Source organism: Ruegeria sp. BB1, from assembly GCF_056539465.1.
On the sequence record NZ_JBQFVB010000001.1, the window covers coordinates 202,726 to 223,538 of the forward strand.

Annotated in this window: 25 protein-coding genes; 22 read left to right on the forward strand and 3 right to left on the reverse strand. The window is 59.4% G+C overall.

Annotated features, from left to right (window positions below):
* The first annotated feature begins 154 nt into the window (after positions 1–154).
* Entirely contained in the window at positions 155–1,420 is a 1,266-nt protein-coding gene (fabF, locus tag ACR0AL_RS01050) for a beta-ketoacyl-ACP synthase II (RefSeq protein WP_170349070.1), read from the forward strand.
* Positions 1,421–2,581: an endolytic transglycosylase MltG gene (gene mltG, locus ACR0AL_RS01055; RefSeq protein ID WP_170349069.1), complete on the forward strand. Its 1,161-nt coding sequence runs from the start codon at positions 1,421–1,423 to the stop codon at positions 2,579–2,581.
* 39 nt (positions 2,582–2,620) lie between these two features.
* Here the strand turns inward: mltG and ACR0AL_RS01060 are convergent, their stop codons facing one another.
* Both ACR0AL_RS01060 and ACR0AL_RS01065 read right to left on the reverse strand, forming a co-directional pair.
* On the reverse strand, positions 2,621–3,877 hold the full coding sequence (locus ACR0AL_RS01060; protein ID WP_480661655.1) for a DEAD/DEAH box helicase: 1,257 nt from the start codon (positions 3,875–3,877) through the stop codon (positions 2,621–2,623).
* A 296-nt stretch (positions 3,878–4,173) separates the two neighbouring features.
* A complete protein-coding gene (locus ACR0AL_RS01065; RefSeq protein WP_368040133.1) occupies positions 4,174–4,704 on the reverse strand; it encodes a winged helix-turn-helix transcriptional regulator in 531 nt (176 codons plus the stop codon).
* Positions 4,705–4,749: 45 nt separating this feature from the next.
* On the opposite strand from ACR0AL_RS01065, the gene ACR0AL_RS01070 reads away from it, so the two are divergent.
* The 20 genes from ACR0AL_RS01070 (at position 4,750) to ACR0AL_RS01165 (ending at position 20,446) form a co-directional block, all read left to right on the forward strand.
* On the forward strand, positions 4,750–5,124 hold the full coding sequence (locus tag ACR0AL_RS01070; protein WP_170349066.1) for a VOC family protein: 375 nt from the start codon (positions 4,750–4,752) through the stop codon (positions 5,122–5,124).
* Positions 5,125–5,305: 181 nt separating this feature from the next.
* The gene (locus tag ACR0AL_RS01075; protein ID WP_480661657.1) at positions 5,306–5,650 is read left to right on the forward strand and encodes a hypothetical protein; all 345 of its coding nucleotides are present in this window, start codon (positions 5,306–5,308) and stop codon (positions 5,648–5,650) included.
* A complete protein-coding gene (locus ACR0AL_RS01080; protein ID WP_480661659.1) occupies positions 5,559–6,929 on the forward strand; it encodes a DNA-packaging protein in 1,371 nt (456 codons plus the stop codon). Before ACR0AL_RS01075 ends, ACR0AL_RS01080 begins: the two co-directional genes overlap by 92 nt.
* A 133-nt stretch (positions 6,930–7,062) precedes the next feature.
* On the forward strand, positions 7,063–7,701 hold the full coding sequence (locus tag ACR0AL_RS01085) for a hypothetical protein (RefSeq protein WP_480661661.1): 639 nt from the start codon (positions 7,063–7,065) through the stop codon (positions 7,699–7,701).
* 197 nt (positions 7,702–7,898) lie between these two features.
* Positions 7,899–9,068, forward strand: coding sequence for a phage portal protein (locus tag ACR0AL_RS01090; RefSeq protein WP_480661663.1), 1,170 nt, complete (start codon positions 7,899–7,901; stop codon positions 9,066–9,068).
* Positions 9,061–9,279 carry a GTA head formation protein, RCAP_rcc01685 family gene (locus tag ACR0AL_RS01095; protein WP_058280601.1) on the forward strand — a complete coding sequence of 73 codons (219 nt, stop codon included), beginning with the start codon at positions 9,061–9,063 and terminating at the stop codon, positions 9,277–9,279. The genes ACR0AL_RS01090 and ACR0AL_RS01095 overlap by 8 nt, the downstream gene beginning before the upstream one ends.
* Positions 9,280–9,305: 26 nt before the next feature.
* Positions 9,306–9,851 carry an HK97 family phage prohead protease gene (locus tag ACR0AL_RS01100; protein WP_480661665.1) on the forward strand — a complete coding sequence of 182 codons (546 nt, stop codon included), beginning with the start codon at positions 9,306–9,308 and terminating at the stop codon, positions 9,849–9,851.
* A 34-nt stretch (positions 9,852–9,885) separates the two neighbouring features.
* On the forward strand, positions 9,886–11,064 hold the full coding sequence (locus tag ACR0AL_RS01105) for a phage major capsid protein (RefSeq protein WP_480661667.1): 1,179 nt from the start codon (positions 9,886–9,888) through the stop codon (positions 11,062–11,064).
* Between the two features lie 177 nt (positions 11,065–11,241).
* Positions 11,242–11,841: a head-tail connector protein gene (locus ACR0AL_RS01110; RefSeq protein WP_170349060.1), complete on the forward strand. Its 600-nt coding sequence runs from the start codon at positions 11,242–11,244 to the stop codon at positions 11,839–11,841.
* Positions 11,838–12,176: a phage head closure protein gene (locus ACR0AL_RS01115; RefSeq protein WP_170349059.1), complete on the forward strand. Its 339-nt coding sequence runs from the start codon at positions 11,838–11,840 to the stop codon at positions 12,174–12,176. The genes ACR0AL_RS01110 and ACR0AL_RS01115 overlap by 4 nt, the downstream gene beginning before the upstream one ends.
* The gene (locus ACR0AL_RS01120; RefSeq protein ID WP_480661669.1) at positions 12,173–12,586 is read left to right on the forward strand and encodes a DUF3168 domain-containing protein; all 414 of its coding nucleotides are present in this window, start codon (positions 12,173–12,175) and stop codon (positions 12,584–12,586) included. The genes ACR0AL_RS01115 and ACR0AL_RS01120 overlap by 4 nt, the downstream gene beginning before the upstream one ends.
* A 20-nt stretch (positions 12,587–12,606) precedes the next feature.
* Positions 12,607–13,020, forward strand: coding sequence for a phage major tail protein, TP901-1 family (locus ACR0AL_RS01125; protein ID WP_058280596.1), 414 nt, complete (start codon positions 12,607–12,609; stop codon positions 13,018–13,020).
* A gap of 4 nt (positions 13,021–13,024) precedes the next feature.
* Entirely contained in the window at positions 13,025–13,345 is a 321-nt protein-coding gene (locus ACR0AL_RS01130; protein ID WP_480637010.1) for a gene transfer agent family protein, read from the forward strand.
* Positions 13,342–13,551 carry a rcc01693 family protein gene (locus ACR0AL_RS01135; RefSeq protein WP_480637009.1) on the forward strand — a complete coding sequence of 70 codons (210 nt, stop codon included), beginning with the start codon at positions 13,342–13,344 and terminating at the stop codon, positions 13,549–13,551. Before ACR0AL_RS01130 ends, ACR0AL_RS01135 begins: the two co-directional genes overlap by 4 nt.
* Complete coding sequence (locus ACR0AL_RS01140) at positions 13,538–14,200, forward strand: phage tail tape measure protein (RefSeq protein WP_480637008.1); 663 nt, start codon at positions 13,538–13,540, stop codon at positions 14,198–14,200. Before ACR0AL_RS01135 ends, ACR0AL_RS01140 begins: the two co-directional genes overlap by 14 nt.
* A gap of 16 nt (positions 14,201–14,216) precedes the next feature.
* Positions 14,217–14,849, forward strand: a complete 633-nt coding sequence (locus tag ACR0AL_RS01145) for a phage distal tail protein, Rcc01695 family (RefSeq protein WP_480637006.1) — start codon at positions 14,217–14,219, stop codon at positions 14,847–14,849.
* Entirely contained in the window at positions 14,849–15,736 is an 888-nt protein-coding gene (locus tag ACR0AL_RS01150) for a DUF2163 domain-containing protein (protein ID WP_480661671.1), read from the forward strand. The genes ACR0AL_RS01145 and ACR0AL_RS01150 overlap by 1 nt, the downstream gene beginning before the upstream one ends.
* Positions 15,733–16,179, forward strand: coding sequence for an NlpC/P60 family protein (locus ACR0AL_RS01155; protein ID WP_170349052.1), 447 nt, complete (start codon positions 15,733–15,735; stop codon positions 16,177–16,179). The genes ACR0AL_RS01150 and ACR0AL_RS01155 overlap by 4 nt, the downstream gene beginning before the upstream one ends.
* Positions 16,179–20,141, forward strand: a complete 3,963-nt coding sequence (locus ACR0AL_RS01160) for a baseplate multidomain protein megatron (protein ID WP_480661673.1) — start codon at positions 16,179–16,181, stop codon at positions 20,139–20,141. The genes ACR0AL_RS01155 and ACR0AL_RS01160 overlap by 1 nt, the downstream gene beginning before the upstream one ends.
* 8 nt (positions 20,142–20,149) lie before the next feature.
* Entirely contained in the window at positions 20,150–20,446 is a 297-nt protein-coding gene (locus ACR0AL_RS01165; RefSeq protein WP_170349050.1) for a DUF7742 family protein, read from the forward strand.
* On the opposite strand, the gene ACR0AL_RS01170 is transcribed toward ACR0AL_RS01165, so the two are convergent.
* Positions 20,427–20,765 (reverse strand): TraR/DksA family transcriptional regulator, encoded by a 339-nt coding sequence (locus ACR0AL_RS01170; RefSeq protein ID WP_170349049.1) that lies wholly within the window; start codon positions 20,763–20,765, stop codon positions 20,427–20,429. The genes ACR0AL_RS01165 and ACR0AL_RS01170 overlap by 20 nt on opposite strands.
* Positions 20,766–20,813 lie beyond the last annotated feature (48 nt).

The following is a 20,813-nucleotide window of genomic DNA, read 5'->3' on the forward strand; positions in this document are numbered from 1 at the left end:
TTTTTCATTTCTGAACCCTTCCAAGGGTGACAGGCGGATTTTCTTTCGGTTTTGGCAGGATGATGCCGGAAGGGATTGCGCCGTGGCTCTTGCCCCCGGCCCCCACGCCGGGGTATGAGCGGTTCTCAAATAGGAAGCAGGCAAGAGGCATTTCATGCGCAGAGTCGTTGTAACCGGTCTGGGATTAGTCACTCCGTTGGCCAGTGGGGTCGAGGAAAGCTGGTCACGGCTGCTGGACGGAGAATCCGGCGCGGGCCCGATCACGCAGTTCGATGCTGAGGCGAGCGGGGTCACCACGACCTATGCCTGCGAAGTGCCCCGTGGCGATGGTACGAACGGGACGTTCAATCCCGACGATTGGATGCCACCGAAAGAGCAGCGCAAGATCGAGGACTTTATCCTGTATTCCATCGCTGCGGCTGATATGGCCTGCCAGGATGCGAATTGGCTGCCTGAGAATGAAGAAGATCGCCTGCGCACTGGGGTTCTGATCGGTTCGGGTATCGGTGGGCTGGGTTCTATCGCGAACACGGCCAATCTGATCCGTGACAAGGGTCCGCGCCGCGTGTCGCCCTTCTTTATCCCTGGCGCGCTGATTAACTTGGCCTCGGGCCAGGTCTCGATCCGTCATGGGTTCAAAGGGCCGAACCATTCGGTTGTTACCGCCTGTTCGACCGGCGCACATGCCATTGGCGATGCCAGCCGTATCATCCGTGCCGGTGACGCGGATGTCATGGTTGCAGGTGGCGGCGAGGGTTGCATCTGTGAGATTGGCATTGCGGGCTTTAACGCGTGCAAGGCGCTGTCGACCAAGTATGCCGACGACCCTAAGAAAGCCAGCCGCCCTTATGACGTCGACCGCGACGGGTTCGTAATGGGTGAAGGCGCAGGCATTGTCGTGCTGGAAGAATACGAACATGCCAAGGCGCGCGGTGCGAAGATTTACGCTGAGGTTCTGGGCTATGGCATGTCCGGTGACGCCTATCACATCACCGCACCGTCCGAGGACGGCGACGGGGCAGAGCGTTCCATGAAAGCCGCCCTGCGCAGTGCCGGGCTAGAGCCAAAGGATCTGGATTATATCAACGCGCATGGGACTTCGACCATGGCGGATACGATCGAGCTGGGCGCGGTGGAGCGTCTGTTGGGCGATCATGCGGGCAACGCAACCATGTCTTCGACCAAATCGGCCACGGGTCACTTGCTGGGTGCGGCTGGCGCGATCGAGGCGATCTTCTCGATCCTGGCGATCCGCGATCAGGTGGCTCCGCCGACGATCAACCTGGACAACCCGGCGGTTGAGACACCGATTGACCTGGCGCCGAATGCCAAACGCGAGCGTGAGATCAACGTGGCCTTGTCGAATTCGTTCGGGTTTGGCGGCACCAATGCCAGCGTGATCTTCGGAAAGGCCAGCTAAATGTGGCGGGCTTTGGCATCAAACGCGCTGACCATCCTGGTGGTCGGCCTGTTTTTGATCGGCGGTCTGATCCTTTGGGGGCAATCGCAGTACAAGGCCGAAGGCCCGCTGGACACCGCAATGTGCCTACAGGTGAAAAGCGGCTCGAACATGACACGCGTCAGCCAGCAGCTTGCAGATGAGGGTGCCATCAGCAGCGCCATGATCTTCCGGATGGGTGCGGATTACACTGACAAGGCGCAGCAGCTGAAAGCGGGCAGTTTTCTGGTTCGCGAAGGCGCATCGATGGCGCAGATCATCGACGATATCACCAGCAGCGGTGCCAGCACCTGTGGATCCGAGATTGAATATCGCGTTGGTGTCACACGGGTACAGACCCGCGTGCGAGAGCTGAACCCGGCCACCTTGGAGTTTGTCGAAATTGCGAGTTTCGAGGCTGGTGAAGAGGAAGCCCCTGCTGAATACGTTGAAAAACGTCAGGACTCCGATACGCGGTATCGTGTTTCGGTGGCTGAGGGCGTGACCTCTTGGCAGGTGGTCGAGGCGCTTAAGGGCATTGACGCCCTGACCGGTGAGGTGTCCGAAATTCCGGCCGAGGGCATGTTGGCGCCCGACAGCTATGAGCTGGCCCCAGGAGATGACCGGGCTGCTGTGTTACAGGACATGCAGGCGAAGCAACAGTTGCGGATCAACGCGGTTTGGGAAAGCCGGCAGAACGATTTGCCGATTAGCAGCCCAGAGGAGATGTTGATCCTTGCCTCGATTATCGAGAAAGAGACCGGCGTTCCACATGAGCGCGGCCAAGTGGCCAGTGTGTTCGTGAACAGACTTGAAAAAGGCATGAAGCTGCAGACAGACCCGACAGTGATCTATGGTGTCACCAAGGGACAAGGTGTGCTAGGCCGTGGCCTGCGCCGCAGCGAGTTGCGCCGTGCAACCCCTTGGAATACTTATGTGATTGACGGTTTGCCGCCCACACCGATCGCCAATCCCGGCCTTGCAAGCCTTGAGGCCGCGGTGGCGCCGGAGGATACAGACTATGTGTTCTTCGTTGCGGATGGTACTGGCGGGCACGCGTTTGCGGAAACTCTGGATGAGCACAACCGCAACGTCGCCAAATGGCGAGAAATAGAAGCTGAGAGAAACAGCTCGAGCAACTAAGAAAAGGGCCGCGTCGAAAAACGCGGCCCTTTCTTTTTCTTATGCAGCGGGACGTCTGCGGGGGCGGCGACGTTTTGACGACGCAGGTTTTGACGTCGAGTTCGCTCCGTGCGGTTTGCGCCCCCGGAACCCACCACGATTGCGCGGTTTTTTGGGCTCGGCGTATTCAGGCATGGTACCGCTGGCGACCGGAATTTCGATCTTCATCAGCTTTTGGATCTGCAATAGCTGGTCCAGCTCATCCGGTGCGCAGAAGGCAATGGCTTCGCCTTCACGACCGGCGCGGGCTGTGCGGCCAATGCGATGGACATAATTGTCTGGCACCTCGGGCAGGTCATAGTTGATCACATAGGCAACGCCGGGAATGTCGATGCCACGCGCGGCCACGTCGGTGGCAACCAGCACGTTGATCTCACCGGCGCGGAACGCCTTGATTGCGCGATCGCGCTGTCCTTGGCTTTTATTTCCGTGGATCGATGCCGCGTTGAAGCCATCGGCCACGAGACCTTTCATCAGCTTTTCAGCACCGTGTTTGGTGCGGGAGAAGACCAACGTCAGGGCGTCCATGTCAGCGGACAGAATTTCGCGCAGTTTTTGCGGCTTTTCGCCCCGGCTGAGGAAATGCACAGACTGCGTAATCTTGTCGGCTGCCTTGCCCGGGGGGGAAACCTGCACCCTCTGCGGGTTGGTCAGGTAGGATTGGCTAAGCTCCTCCATCTGTTTCGGCATTGTGGCCGAGAACAACATGGTTTGACGCGGTGTGCCCAGTGCAGGTGCGATTTTACGCAGGGCGTGGATAAAGCCCATGTCCAACATCTGGTCAGCTTCATCCAACACCAGATGACGCACTGAACTGAGGTCAACGGCACCGCGCTCCATCAGATCGATCAGGCGCCCCGGAGTGGCAACCAGAATATCGGTACCTCGCGACAGGAACGAGATCTGTTTGCCAATGGATTGTCCGCCAACCACAGTGGCCACGCGCAGTTTCGTCTTTTGCGTCAGATTGCGCAGGCTTTCCGCGATCTGGTTCACCAGTTCGCGGGTGGGGGCGAGGATCAAAGCCTTCACCGTTTTCGGCGCAGGTTTGCCCGGTTGCGCCAGCAGATGATCAATCAGAGGCAAGCCAAAGGCCAAGGTCTTGCCGGTGCCAGTCTGGGCCAGCCCAAGAATATCATGCCCGTTCAGCGCCAGCGGAATGGCCTGGTTTTGTATCGGCGTAGGTTGGGTAAAATTGGCGCGTTTCAGCGCATCGTTCAGGGCGGGCACGAGGCCCAGCATGTCAAAGTCGAACAAATAACTATCCTTTGCAGCCCTCGGTATTAACCCAAAGGCAAGTCGTCACGGGCCGCATCTGCGACCGGCAGGGGTTGTACGAGACCTCGGGAAATGCAGGCGGCTCCTGCACCATCCGGTCGTCGCATCAAGAACCCTGCGTGATGGGGAACTATGGGTGGATCGGGCGCTGTGGGGCTGTCGATGGCCCGAATGCTCACGCGGCAGCGCTGTTTCATGGGCACATGCGGGTTGAGAGGTCGAATGTCAAGCTATTGGGCAGGGTTTTCTATGTCCTGTACGACGGTGTTGCTTGATTACTGACCCAACCCGACGGCCTGATGGATGGCAAAACCGGTTTTGACCGCGCGATAGGTCGGGAAGGGCATCCGCCCCGAGGTCTCGATATCGCGCTGGATCCAGTCGTGATTCTCTAACTGATGCAATGAGGCGGATAAGGCACGATCGGTGATGGTGATCAGATCCGACCTGATCGCTGAAAAGCGATGCGGGGTGCCGGTTAGGGCCAGGATGGGAACGGTCCACGACTTTCGAAGAAGCTTGTGCGTGGCGTCATCCGGGGCAACCTGAATGATCGCGCTGGCGATACGCGCGGCTTGGGTGCCTGCGGGGGTGAGGCGAAACTCGGGGCGTAGGGGATGGCCATGGCCGGGGTTACGCTCGAGCAGTTCGAGTTGGACGAGGTGATCGAGACTGGCCGCGAAGGCCGTTCGACTGGCGCTGGTTGCGGCGAGTAAAGGGGCTTGTCGCCCAGAAACACCGGAATGCATCAGCGCCAGAATGTTCAGTGACCATGCGCGGGAGGTGAGCTTGACAAGTAGAGCCATGTCCATAAAGTATAGTAACTATATTTAAATACAAAGGAAAGTTCAATGCCGCATGTTTCGTTAAAAAACACGATCACGTTTGCGATTTCAGTCAGGGATCGTCACGCCAGTGCGGATTGGTATCGTGACATGCTTGGGTTCGAACTTGCCCATCACATCGATGAAGCCGGGTGGAGCGAAATGCGCACCAATGTGGACGGAGTGACATTGGGTCTGGGAGAACAAGCCGAGCCGTCACCGGGTAATTGCGTTCCGGTCTATGAAGTTGGTGATATTGCCACGGCGCGTGGTGCGCTGGAAGCTGCCGGGGTGGCGTTTGATGGCCCGACGGAAACGATCGAGGGGATGGTCAGCACGGCCACATTCTATGATCCGGATCGCAATGCGATGATGCTGGCGCAAGATTTGACGGGCGGTTAATCTTAATACAGCGTACGATTGTTGTTGCGTTCGATGTTGCGTAACACATTGACTTTGCGTGCTTAATCACGTAGAAGTTATGTCATGCTAGAAGAAGTGGGCGACGGCCCCGGGGCGACCCGGTGGCCGTTTTTCGTTTCTCTCGTGCGGGGAAAACTCACGCATGAGGTCACAGGCAAACATGACTTTGATTACCCCGGAAGAGCGGATTTCTCAGACGGCTGACTTGTTGCAGTCCCTTGAAAGATCGATTCGCGATCTGCGCCAAGCAGCGGAAGAACTGCGCCAGCAGATTGGTGCCGGGGAGGATGCAGACCTTGCCGGAGCAGGCAAGCAACTGGGGCAGCTAGAGGGGCTGATCCGAAGTTGTCAGAAAGTGGAGACAAGCTTTGTCGAACAACATCACAGACAAGCCGGAATTGCCCAAGGAGGGTATGCGCTCGACCTTGAGCGCGCTCGATTTGAAATCGGGTGCAGGTTGGCTCGCCTCCGCAGATGCTGCGGTTCGGGAGAGATTTCTGAGTGAGATCGGGGAGGGGGGGCTGTGTGCCCTCCCTTTCCTGTTTGAGTTTTGGGCACTGCCACATCAGTTGCCGCCCGAGGGTGATTGGCGATGCTGGGTGATCATGGGCGGACGTGGCGCGGGCAAGACACGGGCTGGATCCGAATGGGTGCGGTCGATGGTCGAGGGGGCGAAACCGCTGGATCGGGGTGAGGCCCGCCGTGTGGCTTTGGTTGGAGAGACCTTCGATCAGGTGCGCGATGTCATGATTTTTGGTGACAGCGGGATATTGCGATGTTCGCCCCCGGACAGGCGACCCAGTTGGAAGGCATCTGAACGCAAACTGATCTGGCCCAATGGGGCCGAGGCGCAGGCATTTTCGGCACATGATCCCGAGGGGTTGCGGGGGCCCCAGTTCGATGCAGCCTGGGTGGACGAGCTGGCCAAGTGGAAGAAGGCCGGGGAGACCTGGGATATGTTGCAATTTGCGCTGAGATTGGGTGAGTGGCCGCGGGTCTGTGTGACGACCACGCCGCGGAATGTGAAGGTTTTGAAAGAGTTGCTGGCGTCGCCTTCAACGGTGCAGACGCACGCGCCGACCGAGGCGAATCGGGCAAATCTGGCCGCATCGTTTCTGGACGAAGTGCGCGCGCGCTATGCAGGCACGCGGCTAGGGCGGCAGGAATTGGACGGGGTGCTGCTGTCGGATGCCGAGGGGGCTTTGTGGACGGGCTCGATGCTGGAGACGGCGCGCGGTGCGCAGGTGCCTGAATTGGATCGCATCGTGGTGGCGCTAGATCCGGCTGTGACGTCCGGTTCAGATGCGGATGCCTGTGGGATCGTGGTCGTGGGGGCTCAGCTACAGGGGCCACCCGAGGAGTGGCGGGCCTATGTGCTGGCCGACCGGACGGTGCAGCGCGTTGGCCCGGCGGGCTGGGCGCAGGCGGCGATTGACGCGATGGATGAGTTTGGGGCCGAACGGCTGGTGGCCGAGGTCAATCAGGGCGGGCAACTGGTGGAAGAGGTGGTGCGGCAGGTGGACCCTTTGGTCCCTTATCGCGCGGTGCGGGCGTCACGCGGCAAAGTGGCGCGAGCGGAGCCTGTGGCGGCGTTGTACGAGCAGGGGCGGGTGCGCCATGTGGCCGGGCTGGACGCGCTGGAGGAGCAGATGTGCCAGATGACCGCGCGCGGGTTCGAAGGGCAGGGCTCGCCCGACCGCGTCGACGCGCTGGTCTGGGCGCTGCATGAGTTGGTTGTGGGGCCAGCGGGGGGGTATCGGCGGCCTAGGGTGCGGAGTCTGTGACGCATGGTAGCATCCGTCACCGGGCTTGGATTTTTGGTGGGAAGGTCGGTTGGAATGTTGACCTAGCAGACCGATAGAGTTAGCGATGAAGCCCATATGCGGAGAGTATTCATCATTGAGGAATTGTACCGAAGTGACTAAAAATAAGTGTGTTTTTTTATTTGTTGGGCTTGTGCTGCAAGCGGCATGCGTAGAAACCACACCTGACGAAAGTTATGTACCTTCGAAGCAATCTCTGACCACTTTTGGACCCTATGAGGTTCGACAGCACTCAGACCAACCGCTGACCACGCGGGTGAGAAATGCGTTTGACCAAGCTGTGAGCCAAGGAGACGGAGCGTTTGGAGCGTTTTACATTCGACCGGATGGCGGCTCTTGGGCAGTAGTGACAGGTCGGTATTCAGAGCATGACGCAAAACGAATGGCGAAGATCGACTGTGAGATCGTGTCTAGACAGGATTGTATCCTCTACGCTACGTTTGGTCCTCAAGATAAACCTACAGCATCCACAATACCCAATGCGCACAAAAGTGAATTGGCCAAGGCAAAACGAGACACAGTGTCGGGTAATTACCTAGCGGTTGCAAACAACCCAGCAGGCTACACAGGATTTGGCGTCAATTATACCTCCCAAGTAGAGGCGGAAAACAGTGCAATGAAAGCTTGCGCTGAAGCGACCCAAACAGGTCTGGCAAACGAAATAGCTCGATTCAGATTAGCCTACGAGTCGGCTGGATTGCTTAGATGTAAAATTTTCGGTGTTTATCGTTAACAAGCTTTGATAACTTGTCATTCTTATCGGCTTTGTCCACGAATTGACGGTCTGAAGTCGTGACCGATCTGGATCGTGGCGCCAGGTCGAGAATGCCGTTGCCCACCCCCCGTACGCCCCATTCCCAAGCCTTAAACTTCTTTCCGTCATAACTCCTTTCAATAAGCCGGGCAGAGCAGCGGCAGAAAGGAGAACAGATGGTATTCGATTTTTTGCGTCGTGGGTCGGCTGAGGCAGCGCCCGAGGCGAAGGCGAGCGCAGCGGGACCGGTGGTGGCGTGGCAGACCGGGGGGCGCGTGGCGTGGAGCCCGCGGGACGCGGTATCGCTGACGCGGACGGGGTTTTCGGGGAACCCGGTGGGGTTTCGCTCGGTTAAGTTGATTGCCGAGGCGGCGGCAGCATTACCACTGGTGTTGCAGGACCGTGAACAGCGCTATGAGACGCATCCGATGTTGACCCTAATGCGTCGTCCGAACGCAGCGCAGGGGCGGGCCGAGTTGATGGAGACAGCGTTCGGTCAGCTACTGCTTTCGGGTAATGCTTACATCGAGGCGGTGCAGGCGGAAGATGGGCTGCCGATTGAGCTGCACGTTCTGCGCTCGGACCGGATGAGCGTGGTGCCGGGCGCGGATGGCTGGCCCAAGGCGTATGACTACAGCGTCGGTGGCAAGACGCATCGTTTTTCGGCTGAAGTCATCTGTCACATAAAGTCCTTTCACCCGCAGGATGACCACTATGGATTTTCGCCGATGCAGGCGGCGGCTATGGCGATTGATGTGCATAACAGCGCGTCTCGGTGGTCGAAATCGCTGTTGGACAATGCGGCGCGGCCTTCGGGGGCGCTGGTCTGGAAAGGCGATGGCCATGGGGTGATGGCCGAGGATCAGTTCCGGCGTCTGTCAGACGAGATTGAGCAGAACTATCGCGGGGCGCGCAATGCTGGTCGTCCGATGGTTCTGGAAGGGGGACTGGATTGGAAGCCGATGGGCTTTTCCCCTTCGGACATGGAGTTTCAAAAGACCAAGGAAGCCGCCGCCCGCGAGATCGCGCTGACCTTTGGGGTCCCGCCAATGTTGCTGGGAATTCAGGGCGACGCGACCTATTCGAACTATCAGGAGGCCAACCGGGCGTTTTATCGCCTGACCGTTCTGCCCCTGGTGACGCGGGTGGCGGCGGCAGTGTCAGAGTGGCTCTCGGGCTTTTCTGGCGAGGATTTGATGCTGAAACCCGATCTGGATCAGGTGCCCGCGTTGGCTACCGAACGTGATGCGCAGTGGACCCGCGTCAGCCGTGCCGATTTCCTGACAGATGCCGAGAAGCGGTCTTTGCTGGGGTTGCCGGCTCTGGCGGAGGACGCGGATGGCTGAAGGGTATCCGCCATTCGATTGCGCGCCGGGCTTGCGTCTGGCCGCGCATGAACGGGTGGCCGAGATTCAGCATGCGCACCTGTGCAAACGGTTGGATCAGATCGAAGAAATGATGGAGCGGTTAGAGCGCCGGTTGTGGCTGACGGTCTACGGTGTGGCCGCAGTGATCCTGGCACAGGCGTTTCAGTCGTTTTTGTCGGTAACACCATGAGTTCAGAGGCTTACGAGGAGTTGTTCATGGATTTGGAGCATAAGTTTGCGCGGTTCGGCTATGGGCTGTCTGTGTCCGAGGATGCAGTGATCGAAGGCTATGCCAGCCTGTTCGGTCAGGTCGATCAGGGCCGTGATGTGGTGCAAAAAGGCGCCTATCGTGCATCACTGGATGGGCTGGTGAAGGCTGGTCAGCGAGTTAAGATGCTGTGGCAGCACGACCCGGCGCAACCAATCGGCGTTTGGGACGAAGTGCGCGAAGACGATAAGGGCCTGTGGGTCAAGGGGCGTCTGCTGGAAAGCACACAAAAGGGTCGCGAGGCGGCGGAGTTGATCCGGGCGGGTGCCATGGACGGTCTGTCGATTGGCTATCGCACTATGCGAGCCGTGAAGAATGACAAGGGCCAGCGGGTCCTGACGGAACTGGAGCTGTGGGAGGTGTCGCTTGTGACTTTCCCGATGCTGCCCAGTGCGCGGGTGGCGGCAAAGGGGGCGACCCCGGATGCCGAAGAAACCCTGCGCAGTATTGCCGAGGTGTTCAACGACGCCCGGCAGGAGCTGGCGCGACCCTAGCGCGCCTCAAACCCACCCAAGAATGGAAGTGCTGATGAGCAAGACCGAGACCCCGGCCTTGACCGGAGAGGGTGCGCCCCTGGTTCAGGAGGTGAAGCAGGCGATGGCTGGCTTCGTGAATGAATTCAAGGGCCTGAAGGCTGAAGTGAAAACCAAACTGCAACAGACAGAAGAGCGACTGACTATGCTGGATCGTAAATCAACCATCGCGGCACGCCCGCATCTTGCTGCCTCGATCACCGAAGGCGCACCGCACCAAAAGGCTTTTGACGCTTATGTGCGTTCGGGTGACGATGACGGCCTGCGTGGGCTGGATATGGAGGCCAAGTCGCTGACCAGTGCGGTCAACAGCGATGGCGGTTACCTAGTTGATCCGCAAACCGCCGAGATCATCAAATCGGTGCTGAAATCCACCGCCTCGATCCGTTCGATCGCCTCGGTCGTGAATGTCGAAGCGAACTCGTTCGATGTGCTGATCGACCACACCGATGTGGGTGCGGGATGGGCGGATGAGGCCTCGAACGCGAACGAGACTGCGACTCCATCGATTGACCGCATCTCAATCGCGCTACACGAGCTGAGCGCGCTGCCCAAGGCCTCGCAGCGCCTGTTGGACGACAGCGCCTTTGACGTCGAAGGTTGGCTGGCCGGTCGTATCGCTGACAAGTTTGCCCGCGCCGAGGCGTCGGCGTTTATCAGTGGCGATGGTGCCGACAAGCCGAAGGGCATTCTGGACCACACAAAGGTCGATAATGACGTCTGGGCCTGGGGCAATATCGGCTATGTTCCCACCGGCATCGACGGTGGTGTCGAGGCGGATGCGATTGTCGATGTGGTCTATGCGCTGGGTGCCCAGTACCGCGTGAACGGCACCTTCGTGATGAACTCGAAGACCGCGGGTCTGATCCGCAAGCTGAAGGACAGCGATGGCCGCTTCCTGTGGTCCGACGGCCTGGCAGCGGGCGAGCCTGCGCGTCTGATGGGCTATCCGGTGCTGATCGCCGAGGACATGCCCGATGCGGCGTCCGACAGCTTCTCGATTGCCTTTGGTGACTTCCAGGCCGGTTACACCATTGCCGAACGTCCCGACCTGCGCGTCCTGCGCGACCCGTTCAGCGCCAAGCCGCATGTCCTGTTCTACGCAACCAAGCGCGTTGGCGGCGACGTGAGCGACTTTGCCGCGATCAAGCTGGTGAAATTCGGCACCGCCTAAGTGGTGGCGAATCCGGGGGGCGGGCAACTGGCCCTCCGGGCGGCGGGTACGGGCCGGGGTGAGATCCCTTGCGTTGTCTAGCTGCTCCCCTCCGTCCGAGCAACGTGGGGCGGCGCGTGCCCGTCAAATTCCTGAAGTGACGACCCCCGGAGGGGGCCGAGATTGCGGAGTGAATGGATGATGTTGATCGAAGAAACCGCCATCGCGGATGCGGCGCTGCCGGTGGATCAGTTCAAGGCGCATCTGCGGCTGGGCACGGGCTTTGCCGAGGACAATGTGCAGGACGAGGTGTTGAAGGGCTTTTTGCGGGCGGCGATCGCTGCGATCGAGGCGCGCACCGGCAAGGTGCTGATTGAACGCGAATTTTATTGGAGCCTGAGCGAATGGCGCGATGCTGCAGGCGAGGTGTTGCCGGTAACCCCGGTGGTGACTGTGGGCGCGGTGACAATCCGCGATGCGGCGGGTTTGGAAAGCACAATCGCGCCCGATGCCTATCGGCTGGAACAGGACAGCCAGCGCCCTAGGCTGCGCCCAAAGGGCGCAATGTTGCCGAACATTGCGACAGGCGGCTCGGTGAAAATCACCTTTGCTGCAGGGATGTCGGCAGATTGGGGTGGGCTACCTGCTGATCTGGGTCAGGCAGTTTTGTTGCTGGCCGCGCATTACTACGAATACCGCGACGAGACTGCTTTGGGTGCCGGTTGTATGCCCTTTGGCGTAACCAGCCTGATCCAACGCTATCGCGTCGTGCGCTTTGGCGCAGGGGTGACGCAATGAAGGCGCCGCGATTGAACCGAAAGCTGGTTCTCGAAGCGCCAGTCCGAACTGCCGACGGCGCAGGTGGGTACATCGAAACATGGGCCTCGTTGGGCACGGTTTGGGCTGAAGTCACTGCACGCAGCGGGTCCGAGCGTCAGGTGGCCGGGGTGCCAGTTTCGCGCGTGAGTTACCGCATCGTTGTGCGGGGTGCGCCCGAGGGGTCATTGATGCGCCCGTCGCCGGACCAGCGTTTTGCCGAAGGCATACGGCGTTTTGTTATTCGCGCGGTCGCCGAGCGTGATCCGCGTGGCCAGTACTTGACCTGTTTCGCGGACGAAGAGGTGGCGGCATGAGCTATGGCGTTTCAGCGGCTTTGCAAGCGGCGGTGTATCAGCAGCTTTCAGGCGATACGCAGGTCATCACGCTGTCGGGCGGAGCGATCCATGACGCGGTGCCGGCAGGGGCGGTGCCCCAGACTTATGTGACGCTGGGCCCGGAAGAGGTGCGGGATGCCTCGGACCGATCGGGCGCTGGTGCCCTGCATCAGTTCACGGTGTCGGTGATGTCCGAGGCCGCCGGGTTTGGCGCAGCCAAGGCCCTTGCGGGGGCGGTGTGCGATGCGCTTGAGGATGCAGCACTGACCCTGGATCGCGGGCGACTGGTGGGGCTGTGGTTCGAACGCGCCTCGGCCCGCCGCACGGGAACCGGCGGTGCCATCCGCCAGATCGACCTGAGATTCCGCGCCCGCGTGGAAGACGACTAAGCAATCAACGGAGAGAACATATGGCTGCCCAGAACGGAAAAGACCTGTTGGTCAAAGTGGATATGAACGGCTCGGGCCTGTTCGAGACCATCGCGGGGCTGCGGGCCACGCGGGTCAGTTTCAACGCAGAAAGTGTGGATGTCACCAGCCTGGAAAGTCAGGGTGGTTGGCGCGAGCTGTTGTCGGGGGCAGGGGTGAAGTCCGCTGCGATCTCGGGTTCGGGCGTATTCAAGGATGCAGGCACCGACGAACGCGCACGACAGCTGTTTTTTGACGGTGAGACACCGAACTTTCAGGTGATCATTCCCGATTTCGGCATCGTTGAAGGCGCGTTTCAAGTCACCGGCATCGAATATGCGGGGTCGCACAATGGCGAGGCGACTTATGAGATGAGCCTGGCCAGCGCCGGCGCTTTGGCCTTCACGGCACTGTAATCCTATGGCCAATCCGTGGACGGGCGAGGTGGCATTGACCATCGATGGAGAGCGGCGGGTGCTCAAGCTGACGCTGGGTGCTTTGGCGGAATTGGAACAACAGTTGGGCACCGGGTCTTTGGTGGAACTGGTGCAGCGCTTCGAAGGTGGGGCCTATTCCAGCGGTGATGTGCTGGCATTGATCGTGGCCGGGCTGCGAGGCGGGGGCGCCGATGTCGCCCGATCGGATCTGCTGCGGGCCGAGATCGATGGCGGACCGATGGCTGGCGCCAAAGCTGCGGCTGAACTGCTGGCACGGGCCTTCATGGTTCCGGGGGGCGCATGAGCGGGTTCGACTGGCCCGTTCTTATGCGGGCCGGTTTCGTCGGCCTGCGCCTGACGCCGGATCAGTTCTGGCGTCTGACACCGGCTGAATTGCGGCTTGTGTTGGGGCAAGGGGCCGGGATGCCAGCGATGAACCGGGCGGGGTTGGACGCTTTGCTGGCGGCCTATCCGGACAAGCAACAAGGAGAGCGTGATGACGGATCGTGACGGGTTGGATGACCTGCAGGAACGGGGTGAGGCGCTGGGCGACTCGTTGGGGGATGCGGCGTCGATGGCTGCGGCATTCGACAATCAGATGAAGCGGATCAGCGCAGCCTTTGAAGAAACCGGCAAGGACGTCGCCACGTTGGAGCGCGGCATGTCCGGCGGTTTGCGCAAGGCATTTGACGGCGTGGTGCTGGACGGCATGAACCTGTCGGATGCGCTGGATGTGCTGAAGAACTCGATGATACGCACGGCCTATTCGGCAGCGATCAAGCCTGTGACCGATCACTTTGGCGGCATGCTGGCCAATACGGTTGGTAGTCTGGTGCAGGGAATTTTGCCCTTTGCCAATGGCGGCAGCTTTTCGCAGGGCCGGGTGATGCCTTTTGCCAATGGCGGTGTGGTCAGCGGCCCAACGACATTTCCGATGCGGGGCGGCACCGGACTGATGGGCGAGGCCGGCCCCGAGGCGATCATGCCTCTGGCGCGCGGGCCAGATGGCAAGTTGGGCGTGCGGACATCCGGCGGAGGGCGCGCAGTGAACGTGGTGATGAATATCACAACGCCGGACGTGCAGGGGTTTAGACGCAGTCAGGGTCAGATCGCCGCTCAGATGAGCCGCGCCTTGGGTCGCGGCAATCGCAACAGGTAACACGAGGGAGCAGCTCATGAATTTCCACGAGGTAAGATTTCCCGCCAGCCTGAGCTTTGGTTCGGTCGGCGGCCCCGAGCGGCGCACAGATATCGTGACGCTGGCCAACGGGTTCGAAGAACGCAACACGCCTTGGACGCATTCCCGTCGCCGCTATGACGCCGGGCTGGGGATGCGATCATTGGACGATATCGAGACGCTGGTTTCGTTTTTCGAAGCCCGTCAGGGGCAGATGTTCGGTTTTCGCTGGAAAGACTGGTCGGATTACAAATCCGGGGCTGCGACCGCAGACGTGGCAATGGATGATCAGGTCATTGCTCGTGGTGACGGTACAAGCACCGAGTTTCAGCTGGTCAAAACCTACAGCTCGGGCGGGTTCAGCTATGTCCGCCCAATCGTCAAACCGGTTTTGGGTACCGTGCGGATCGGTTTAGAACAGGATCAAATGCGCGAAGGCGTAGATTTTGAAGTGGATCTAAACAGCGGTCTGATCACGTTTACAGCGCCGCCGCCTGAAGAGGTGGAAGTCACCGCCGGGTTTGAGTTTGACGTCCCGGTTCGTTTTGACACCGACAAGATTCAGACCAGTGTCGCTAGTTTTCAAGCGGGCGACGTACCCAACGTTCCAGTGGTCGAGGTACGTGTCTGATGAGCGGTGATAAGCAAGGGCTGCAGACCCATCTGCAAACAGGGTTGACCACAACCTGCCGATGCTGGGCGATCCGGCGTGAGGACGGGCAGGAATACGGTTTCACCGATCATGACATGGTACTGAGCTTTGACGGGATGACCTTCAAGGCCAGCACGGGCCTGACGGCCACGGCTATCGAACAAGCCACCGGACTGTCCGTCGACAACTCTGAGGCCATGGGGGCCTTGTCCGATGCCGCGGTCACAGAAGAAGACATCGAAGCGGGTCGGTTCGACAATGCTCAGGTCCGGGCGTGGCTGGTCAACTGGGCCAGGCCTGAACAGCGTTTTCTGCAATTCAAAGGCTCGATTGGTGAGATGCGCCGCGCAGGTGGTGCATTTCACGCCGAATTGCGCGGTTTGACCGACCTGCTCAACCGACCGATGGGCAGGGTTTACCAGAAACCTTGTACGGCAGTTCTGGGGGACGGTGATTGCAAGTTCAATCTCGGCGCGCCAGGGTATCAGGCCGAGGCTGAAGTGGTCGCTTTAATTGCCGGCACTGTCCTGCAATTGAAAGGGGCAGAAGCACCGGATGAAGCCTGGTTCAGGCGGGGCAGATTGGATGTTTTGTCCGGGCGGGCAACCGGGTTGTGGGCCGCAATCAAACAGGACGACCGGATCGTGGGTGGGCGCAATGTTACGCTTTGGTCCGGGATCAGCGGCGGCCTGGCCGTCGGGGACCGGGTAAAGCTGACAGCAGGGTGCAACAAAAGTATGCACACCTGCCGGAAAAAATTCAATAACATCATCAACTTTCAGGGGTTTCCTGACCTGCCCGGTGAAGACTGGGTAATGGCGGTGCCCAAGCAAGGCAATCCCAACACTGGGGGAAGCAGACGATGAGCGGCCATAGGCAGGATATTGTCGACGAGGCGCGCGGTTGGTTGGGAACGCCTTACGTGCATCAGGCTTCGGTCAAAGGGGTGGGTACGGATTGTCTGGGCCTTTTGCGTGGTGTGTGGCGCGCGCTGCTGGGGCACGAACCCGAAACGGTGCCGAGCTATAGCATGGACTGGTCTGAGCCGCAGGGCGAAGAGCGCATGTGGGCAGCGGCCCGCCGTCACCTGATTGAAAAGAACCCCAGTTCTGCGAAGGCGGGCGATGTTTTGTTGTTCCGTATGCGCGATGGGCGTGTTGCCAAGCATGTTGGTATCGTCAGCGAAACCGCACCCGCGCTGCGGTTTATTCACGCCTATTCCGGCTATGGCGTCGTCGAAAGCACGCTGAGTGATCCCTGGCGCCGCCGGGTGGTCGCCTGTTTTGAATTCCCGCTGGAGGATGTGTGATGGCTACAATAATTCTGTCTGCAGCAGGAGCCGCGGTCGGCGGAGCGATTGGCGGCACCGTTGCGGGGCTGTCGACCGCGGTGATCGGCCGTGCCATTGGGGCAACGCTGGGCCGGGTCATCGACCAGCGGTTAATGAGCCAGTCGGTCATGGGCGGCGGCAGCGAAGTGGTCGAGACCGGGCGCTTGGACCGTTTCCGCCTGACCGAATCCGGAGAGGGTTCTCCGGTCGCTACGGTTTTCGGGCGTATGCGGGTGGGTGGTCAGGTTATCTGGGCGTCGGATTTTCTAGAAACCAAAAGCACAAGCACAACCTCGCAGGGTGGCGGAGGTGGCAAGGGATCTCCGAAATCGCCCGAGGTCACAACAACCACGCACAGCTACAGCTATTCGATTTCTCTGGCCATTGCGGTAGGGGCGGGGCAAATTTCGGACGTCCCGCGCATTTGGGCTGATGGAGAGGAGCTGGAGCTCTCAACCCTGAACATGCGTATCTATCGGGGGAACGACCATCAATTGCCGGACCCTCTGATCGAAGCCATTGAGGGCGCGGGCAACGTTCCGGCCTATCGTGGTACGGCTTATGTTGTGATCGAAGGTTTGCAACTGGCGCCGTTTGGAAACAGGGTGCCGCAATTTTCATTCGAAGTCGTACGTCAGGAACAGCCGGGATTGCCGGATACGCCGGATGCCCTGTTCAAGACCATCCGGGGCGTTGCCCTGATGCCGGGCACCGGTGAATATGCGCTGGCCAGCGAACAGATCAATTACACAAAAGGGCGTGGGCAAAGCTGGGCGGCGAATGTCAACTCTGCCTCGGGGAGGCCGGACCTGTTGACCTCAACCCGGGCGCTGCAACGTGAGTTGCCTTCCTGCGAGGCGGCCTCTTTGGTCGTGTCGTGGTTTGGCGATGACTTGCGGTGCGGGCAATGTCAAATTCAGCCCAAGGTTTTGCGCAAAGACATCGAAGGCAAGAACATGCCCTGGCGCGTGGCAGGTGTGACCCGACAGACCGCCCAAGCTGTCCGGTACGAAAATGACCGCCCCGTCTATGGCGCAACCCCTGCGGATCAATCCGTAGTTCAGGCAATCCGGCATATGAAAAGTATTGGCAAACGGGTTATGTTTTATCCGTTTATCCTGATGGATCAATTGCAAGGCAACGGTTTGCCAGACCCGTGGTCGGATGCAGCCAACCAGCCGCATTTGCCTTGGCGGGGGCGCATCACACTTAGCACCGCGCCCGGTAGAAAAGGATCACCGGATAAAACGGCAACGGCCGACGCGCAGGTGGCCGCGTTCTTTGGACACGCACGCGCCAGTGACTTTGCCGTTGGCGATGGCGAAGTGACCTATAGCGGCCCTCAGGAATGGGGTTTGCGCCGCTTCATTCTGCATTATGCGGCATTGTGTAAAGCTGCTGGAGGGGTGGAGTCTTTTTGCATCGGTTCCGAAATGCGCGGGCTGACCCAAATCCGAGGTCTGACCGGCTTTCCAGCCGTTTCCCAAATGCAAGCCTTGGCCGCCGAAGTGCGCGAAATCTTGGGACCAGGCACAAAAATCGGGTACGCATCGGATTGGAGCGAGTATTTCGGCTATCAGCCGAATGATGGACCCGGGGACCGTTATTTTCACCTTGATCCACTGTGGGCAGATGAAAACATCGATTTCGTCGGCATCGACAATTACATGCCCCTGTCGGATTGGCGGGATGGCGAGGATCACGTGGATCTCAAGGCCGGCACAGACGCGATCTATGACCTCGACTACCTTCGAGGCAATATCGAAGGCGGAGAAGGTTATGACTGGTATTATGCCTCGCCGGAAGAGGCCGAAGCCCAGATAAGAACGCCGATCACGGATGAGGAGCATGATGAGGCATGGGTCTGGCGTTACAAGGACCTCCGCAATTGGTGGTCGAACCGGCATCACGAACGCATTGGCGGTGTGCGTCAATCGAACCCGACTGATTGGGTGCCCGGCTCAAAACCTATCTGGTTTACGGAACTGGGTTGCGCGGCCATCGACAAAGGAACCAATCAGCCGAACAAGTTTCTTGACCCGAAATCCTCGGAATCCAGCTTGCCGAAATACTCTTCCGGTCGGCGCGATGATTTCATGCAGGTGCAGTACTTGAAAGCGATGTATGGCTACTGGTCTGATCCGGCAATCAACCCGCTTTCGGATCAATATGATGGTCACATGGTTGATATGGCGAACGCCTATGTTTGGGCATGGGATGCACGTCCGTTTCCAACGTTTCCGAACCTGCGAAGCCAGTGGAGCGACGGGGCGAACTATCCCCGAGGTCATTGGTTGAATGGACGGTCAGGCACGCGGAATCTGGCCTCTGTGGTCACTGAAATCTGCCACGGTGCCGGAGTAACGGATATCGACGTGTCGCGTCTGGAGGGCGTCGTGCGGGGCTACCTGGTTCAAGATATCTCCAGCGCACGCGCGGCATTGCAGCCCTTGATGCTGCGTTATGGGTTTGATGCGATTGAACGGGATGGTGTGCTGCTGTTTCAGATGCGCGACGGTCGCAAGGTGGTCGGATTGGATACAAACGATCTGGCAGACAGCTCTGATATCGAAGGCCGCGTGGAATATCGCAGAGAAGCCGAGGCCGAAATGACAGGCCGCGTTCGGTTGCGCTTTGTACAATCGGACGCCGATCATGATGTAGTGTCAGAAGAGGCCATCTTGCCGGACACTCGAACGCATTCGGTGGCCGTGAGCGAGATGCCTCTATCGCTGACACGCGCCGAAGGCCGCCAAACCGCTGAACGCTGGCTAAGCGAGGCGCGGGTCTCACGCGAGACAGCGCGCTTTGCATTGCCGCCGTCGATGTTGCATCTGGGGGCGGGCGACGTCGTGAGCCTGACCAAAGACGGGCAGAGTGCACGCTATCGCATCGACCGGCTAGAACAGGCCGATCTTCAACTGGCCGAGGCAGTGCGCATCGAACCCGGCGTCTATGCGCCATCTGATTTGCCTGACGATCAAGTGTCGATCAAACCCTTTGTGGCACCGGTTCCTGTTTTGCCTGTGTTCCTGGATTTGCCGTTGCTGACCGGGTCCGAAGCCGCACATGCCCCATACCTTGCAACGTCGGCTAATCCTTGGCCCGGCAGTGTTGCCGTCTATTCGGCGGCCAGCGACGAAGACTATGCTCTGCAAGAGGTGATCTCGGGGCAAGCGGTAATTGGATTTACCGAAACCCCGCTGAGACGGGCAAGCGCCGGTGTCTGGGATGAAGGAACGCCGCTGCGCGTCAATCTGGTTGATGGCCTGCTGGAATCGCGCCCTCGGGATGCGTTGCTGAACGGGGCCAATCTGGCCGCGATCGGTGATGGAGCACCCGGCAATTGGGAGCTGTTCCAATTCGCCGACGCCACGCTGCAAGAGACGGGCATCTATACATTGTCCGGTCGCTTGCGCGGTCAGCTTGGGACGGATGCGATCATTCCCGATGTCTGGCCCGATGGGTCGATGTTCGTCCTGTTGGATCAGCGTGTTTACCAAACCGGCTTGTTGCGGTCCGAGCGGCGCGTGAGCAAGCACTACCGCATTGGTCCGGCAACGCGCGGGTATGATGACCCGTCCTATGTACATCTTGTCGAGGCGTTCGACGGCAACGGGTTGCGCCCATACGCACCGGTGCATCTGAAGGCGATGGGAACAGCCGCAGGTGATCAATTGTCGTGGATACGTCGAACCCGGCTGGATGGGGACGATTGGGCGGGGATCGAGGTTCCGCTGGCCGAGGAAAGCGAATCCTACCTTCTGCAAATACGAACCAACGGGACCCTGGTACGGGAACAGATCGTGAGCGTTCCAAACTGGACCTACACGTCAGCAATGAAAGCAGACGATGGGATCAACGGGCCTTATGAAGTCCACATTGCACAGGTTTCAGCCAGCTACGGGCCGGGACTATTCGCCCAAGTGACAGTCGGGTGATCCACTGAATGCGCCCTATCCTGCATGGAGATGTCGCAGCGGCGGCGCGGGCCTTGCTGGCCGCGCTACCGCAGGATCGCGACCGCCTTTGTACACGTCTCATCCAAGAAGCAGCGCTGGCCGACCAATATGTCGGCCAGACGGGTAATCTTCATCCATTGTTCGGGAATGGATCTTTGATGGCAGCCGCGCGAAACAGGCGGCTGGCGGATGAACCCGGATTTGATGATGTGCAATATTGTCGCTGTTTCGAACTGGTTTTGCAGCATCTGATCCGGTTTCAGATCAGCCGGACGCACAACTGACGCATTTCGTGGCGGCAAGGTTCAGATTCAATCGACCGCCAGGAATCTCATCGCCGCAATCTTCGCAATACCCGAATTCTCCGTCATGTATGCGGTCCAGGGCGGCTTGTAACCGGTGCGTTTCGATATCCCGATTGGCCTGTTGTGCCTTGGCCATCGCCTGATTCTGCAGGGCATCCATTCTGCTAAGGCGGCCGACGGCCTGCTGATCAAGCTCAACAATGGCCTGAGCCTGCTTTTCCGCCGCGGAATGTTCTGAAAGTTCAGCCAATCTTGCCTGAATTTTCGCTTCATAGTCTGCCAAATCTGTTTCATTCATTTTCGTTACTCTGCCGATCACGGGTTTGCGTTTGGCGTTTTTCCCACT

Bases quoted from the DNA above. Each gene is read 5' to 3' on its own strand.
- fabF (WP_170349070.1), top strand. From the start codon at position 155: ATGCGCAGAGTCGTTGTAACCGGTCTGGGATTAGTCACTCCGTTGGCC.
- mltG (WP_170349069.1), top strand. From the start codon at position 1,421: ATGTGGCGGGCTTTGGCATCAAACGCGCTGACCATCCTGGTGGTCGGC.
- ACR0AL_RS01065 (WP_368040133.1), bottom strand. From the start codon at position 4,704: ATGGCTCTACTTGTCAAGCTCACCTCCCGCGCATGGTCACTGAACATT.
- ACR0AL_RS01070 (WP_170349066.1), top strand. From the start codon at position 4,750: ATGCCGCATGTTTCGTTAAAAAACACGATCACGTTTGCGATTTCAGTC.
- ACR0AL_RS01075 (WP_480661657.1), top strand. From the start codon at position 5,306: ATGACTTTGATTACCCCGGAAGAGCGGATTTCTCAGACGGCTGACTTG.
- ACR0AL_RS01080 (WP_480661659.1), top strand. From the start codon at position 5,559: ATGCGCTCGACCTTGAGCGCGCTCGATTTGAAATCGGGTGCAGGTTGG.
- ACR0AL_RS01090 (WP_480661663.1), top strand. From the start codon at position 7,899: ATGGTATTCGATTTTTTGCGTCGTGGGTCGGCTGAGGCAGCGCCCGAG.
- ACR0AL_RS01095 (WP_058280601.1), top strand. From the start codon at position 9,061: ATGGCTGAAGGGTATCCGCCATTCGATTGCGCGCCGGGCTTGCGTCTG.
- ACR0AL_RS01100 (WP_480661665.1), top strand. From the start codon at position 9,306: ATGGATTTGGAGCATAAGTTTGCGCGGTTCGGCTATGGGCTGTCTGTG.
- ACR0AL_RS01105 (WP_480661667.1), top strand. From the start codon at position 9,886: ATGAGCAAGACCGAGACCCCGGCCTTGACCGGAGAGGGTGCGCCCCTG.
- ACR0AL_RS01110 (WP_170349060.1), top strand. From the start codon at position 11,242: ATGATGTTGATCGAAGAAACCGCCATCGCGGATGCGGCGCTGCCGGTG.
- ACR0AL_RS01115 (WP_170349059.1), top strand. From the start codon at position 11,838: ATGAAGGCGCCGCGATTGAACCGAAAGCTGGTTCTCGAAGCGCCAGTC.
- ACR0AL_RS01120 (WP_480661669.1), top strand. From the start codon at position 12,173: ATGAGCTATGGCGTTTCAGCGGCTTTGCAAGCGGCGGTGTATCAGCAG.
- ACR0AL_RS01125 (WP_058280596.1), top strand. From the start codon at position 12,607: ATGGCTGCCCAGAACGGAAAAGACCTGTTGGTCAAAGTGGATATGAAC.
- ACR0AL_RS01130 (WP_480637010.1), top strand. From the start codon at position 13,025: ATGGCCAATCCGTGGACGGGCGAGGTGGCATTGACCATCGATGGAGAG.
- ACR0AL_RS01135 (WP_480637009.1), top strand. From the start codon at position 13,342: ATGAGCGGGTTCGACTGGCCCGTTCTTATGCGGGCCGGTTTCGTCGGC.
- ACR0AL_RS01140 (WP_480637008.1), top strand. From the start codon at position 13,538: ATGACGGATCGTGACGGGTTGGATGACCTGCAGGAACGGGGTGAGGCG.
- ACR0AL_RS01145 (WP_480637006.1), top strand. From the start codon at position 14,217: ATGAATTTCCACGAGGTAAGATTTCCCGCCAGCCTGAGCTTTGGTTCG.
- ACR0AL_RS01150 (WP_480661671.1), top strand. From the start codon at position 14,849: ATGAGCGGTGATAAGCAAGGGCTGCAGACCCATCTGCAAACAGGGTTG.
- ACR0AL_RS01155 (WP_170349052.1), top strand. From the start codon at position 15,733: ATGAGCGGCCATAGGCAGGATATTGTCGACGAGGCGCGCGGTTGGTTG.
- ACR0AL_RS01160 (WP_480661673.1), top strand. From the start codon at position 16,179: ATGGCTACAATAATTCTGTCTGCAGCAGGAGCCGCGGTCGGCGGAGCG.
- ACR0AL_RS01165 (WP_170349050.1), top strand. From the start codon at position 20,150: ATGCGCCCTATCCTGCATGGAGATGTCGCAGCGGCGGCGCGGGCCTTG.
- ACR0AL_RS01170 (WP_170349049.1), bottom strand. From the start codon at position 20,765: ATGAATGAAACAGATTTGGCAGACTATGAAGCGAAAATTCAGGCAAGA.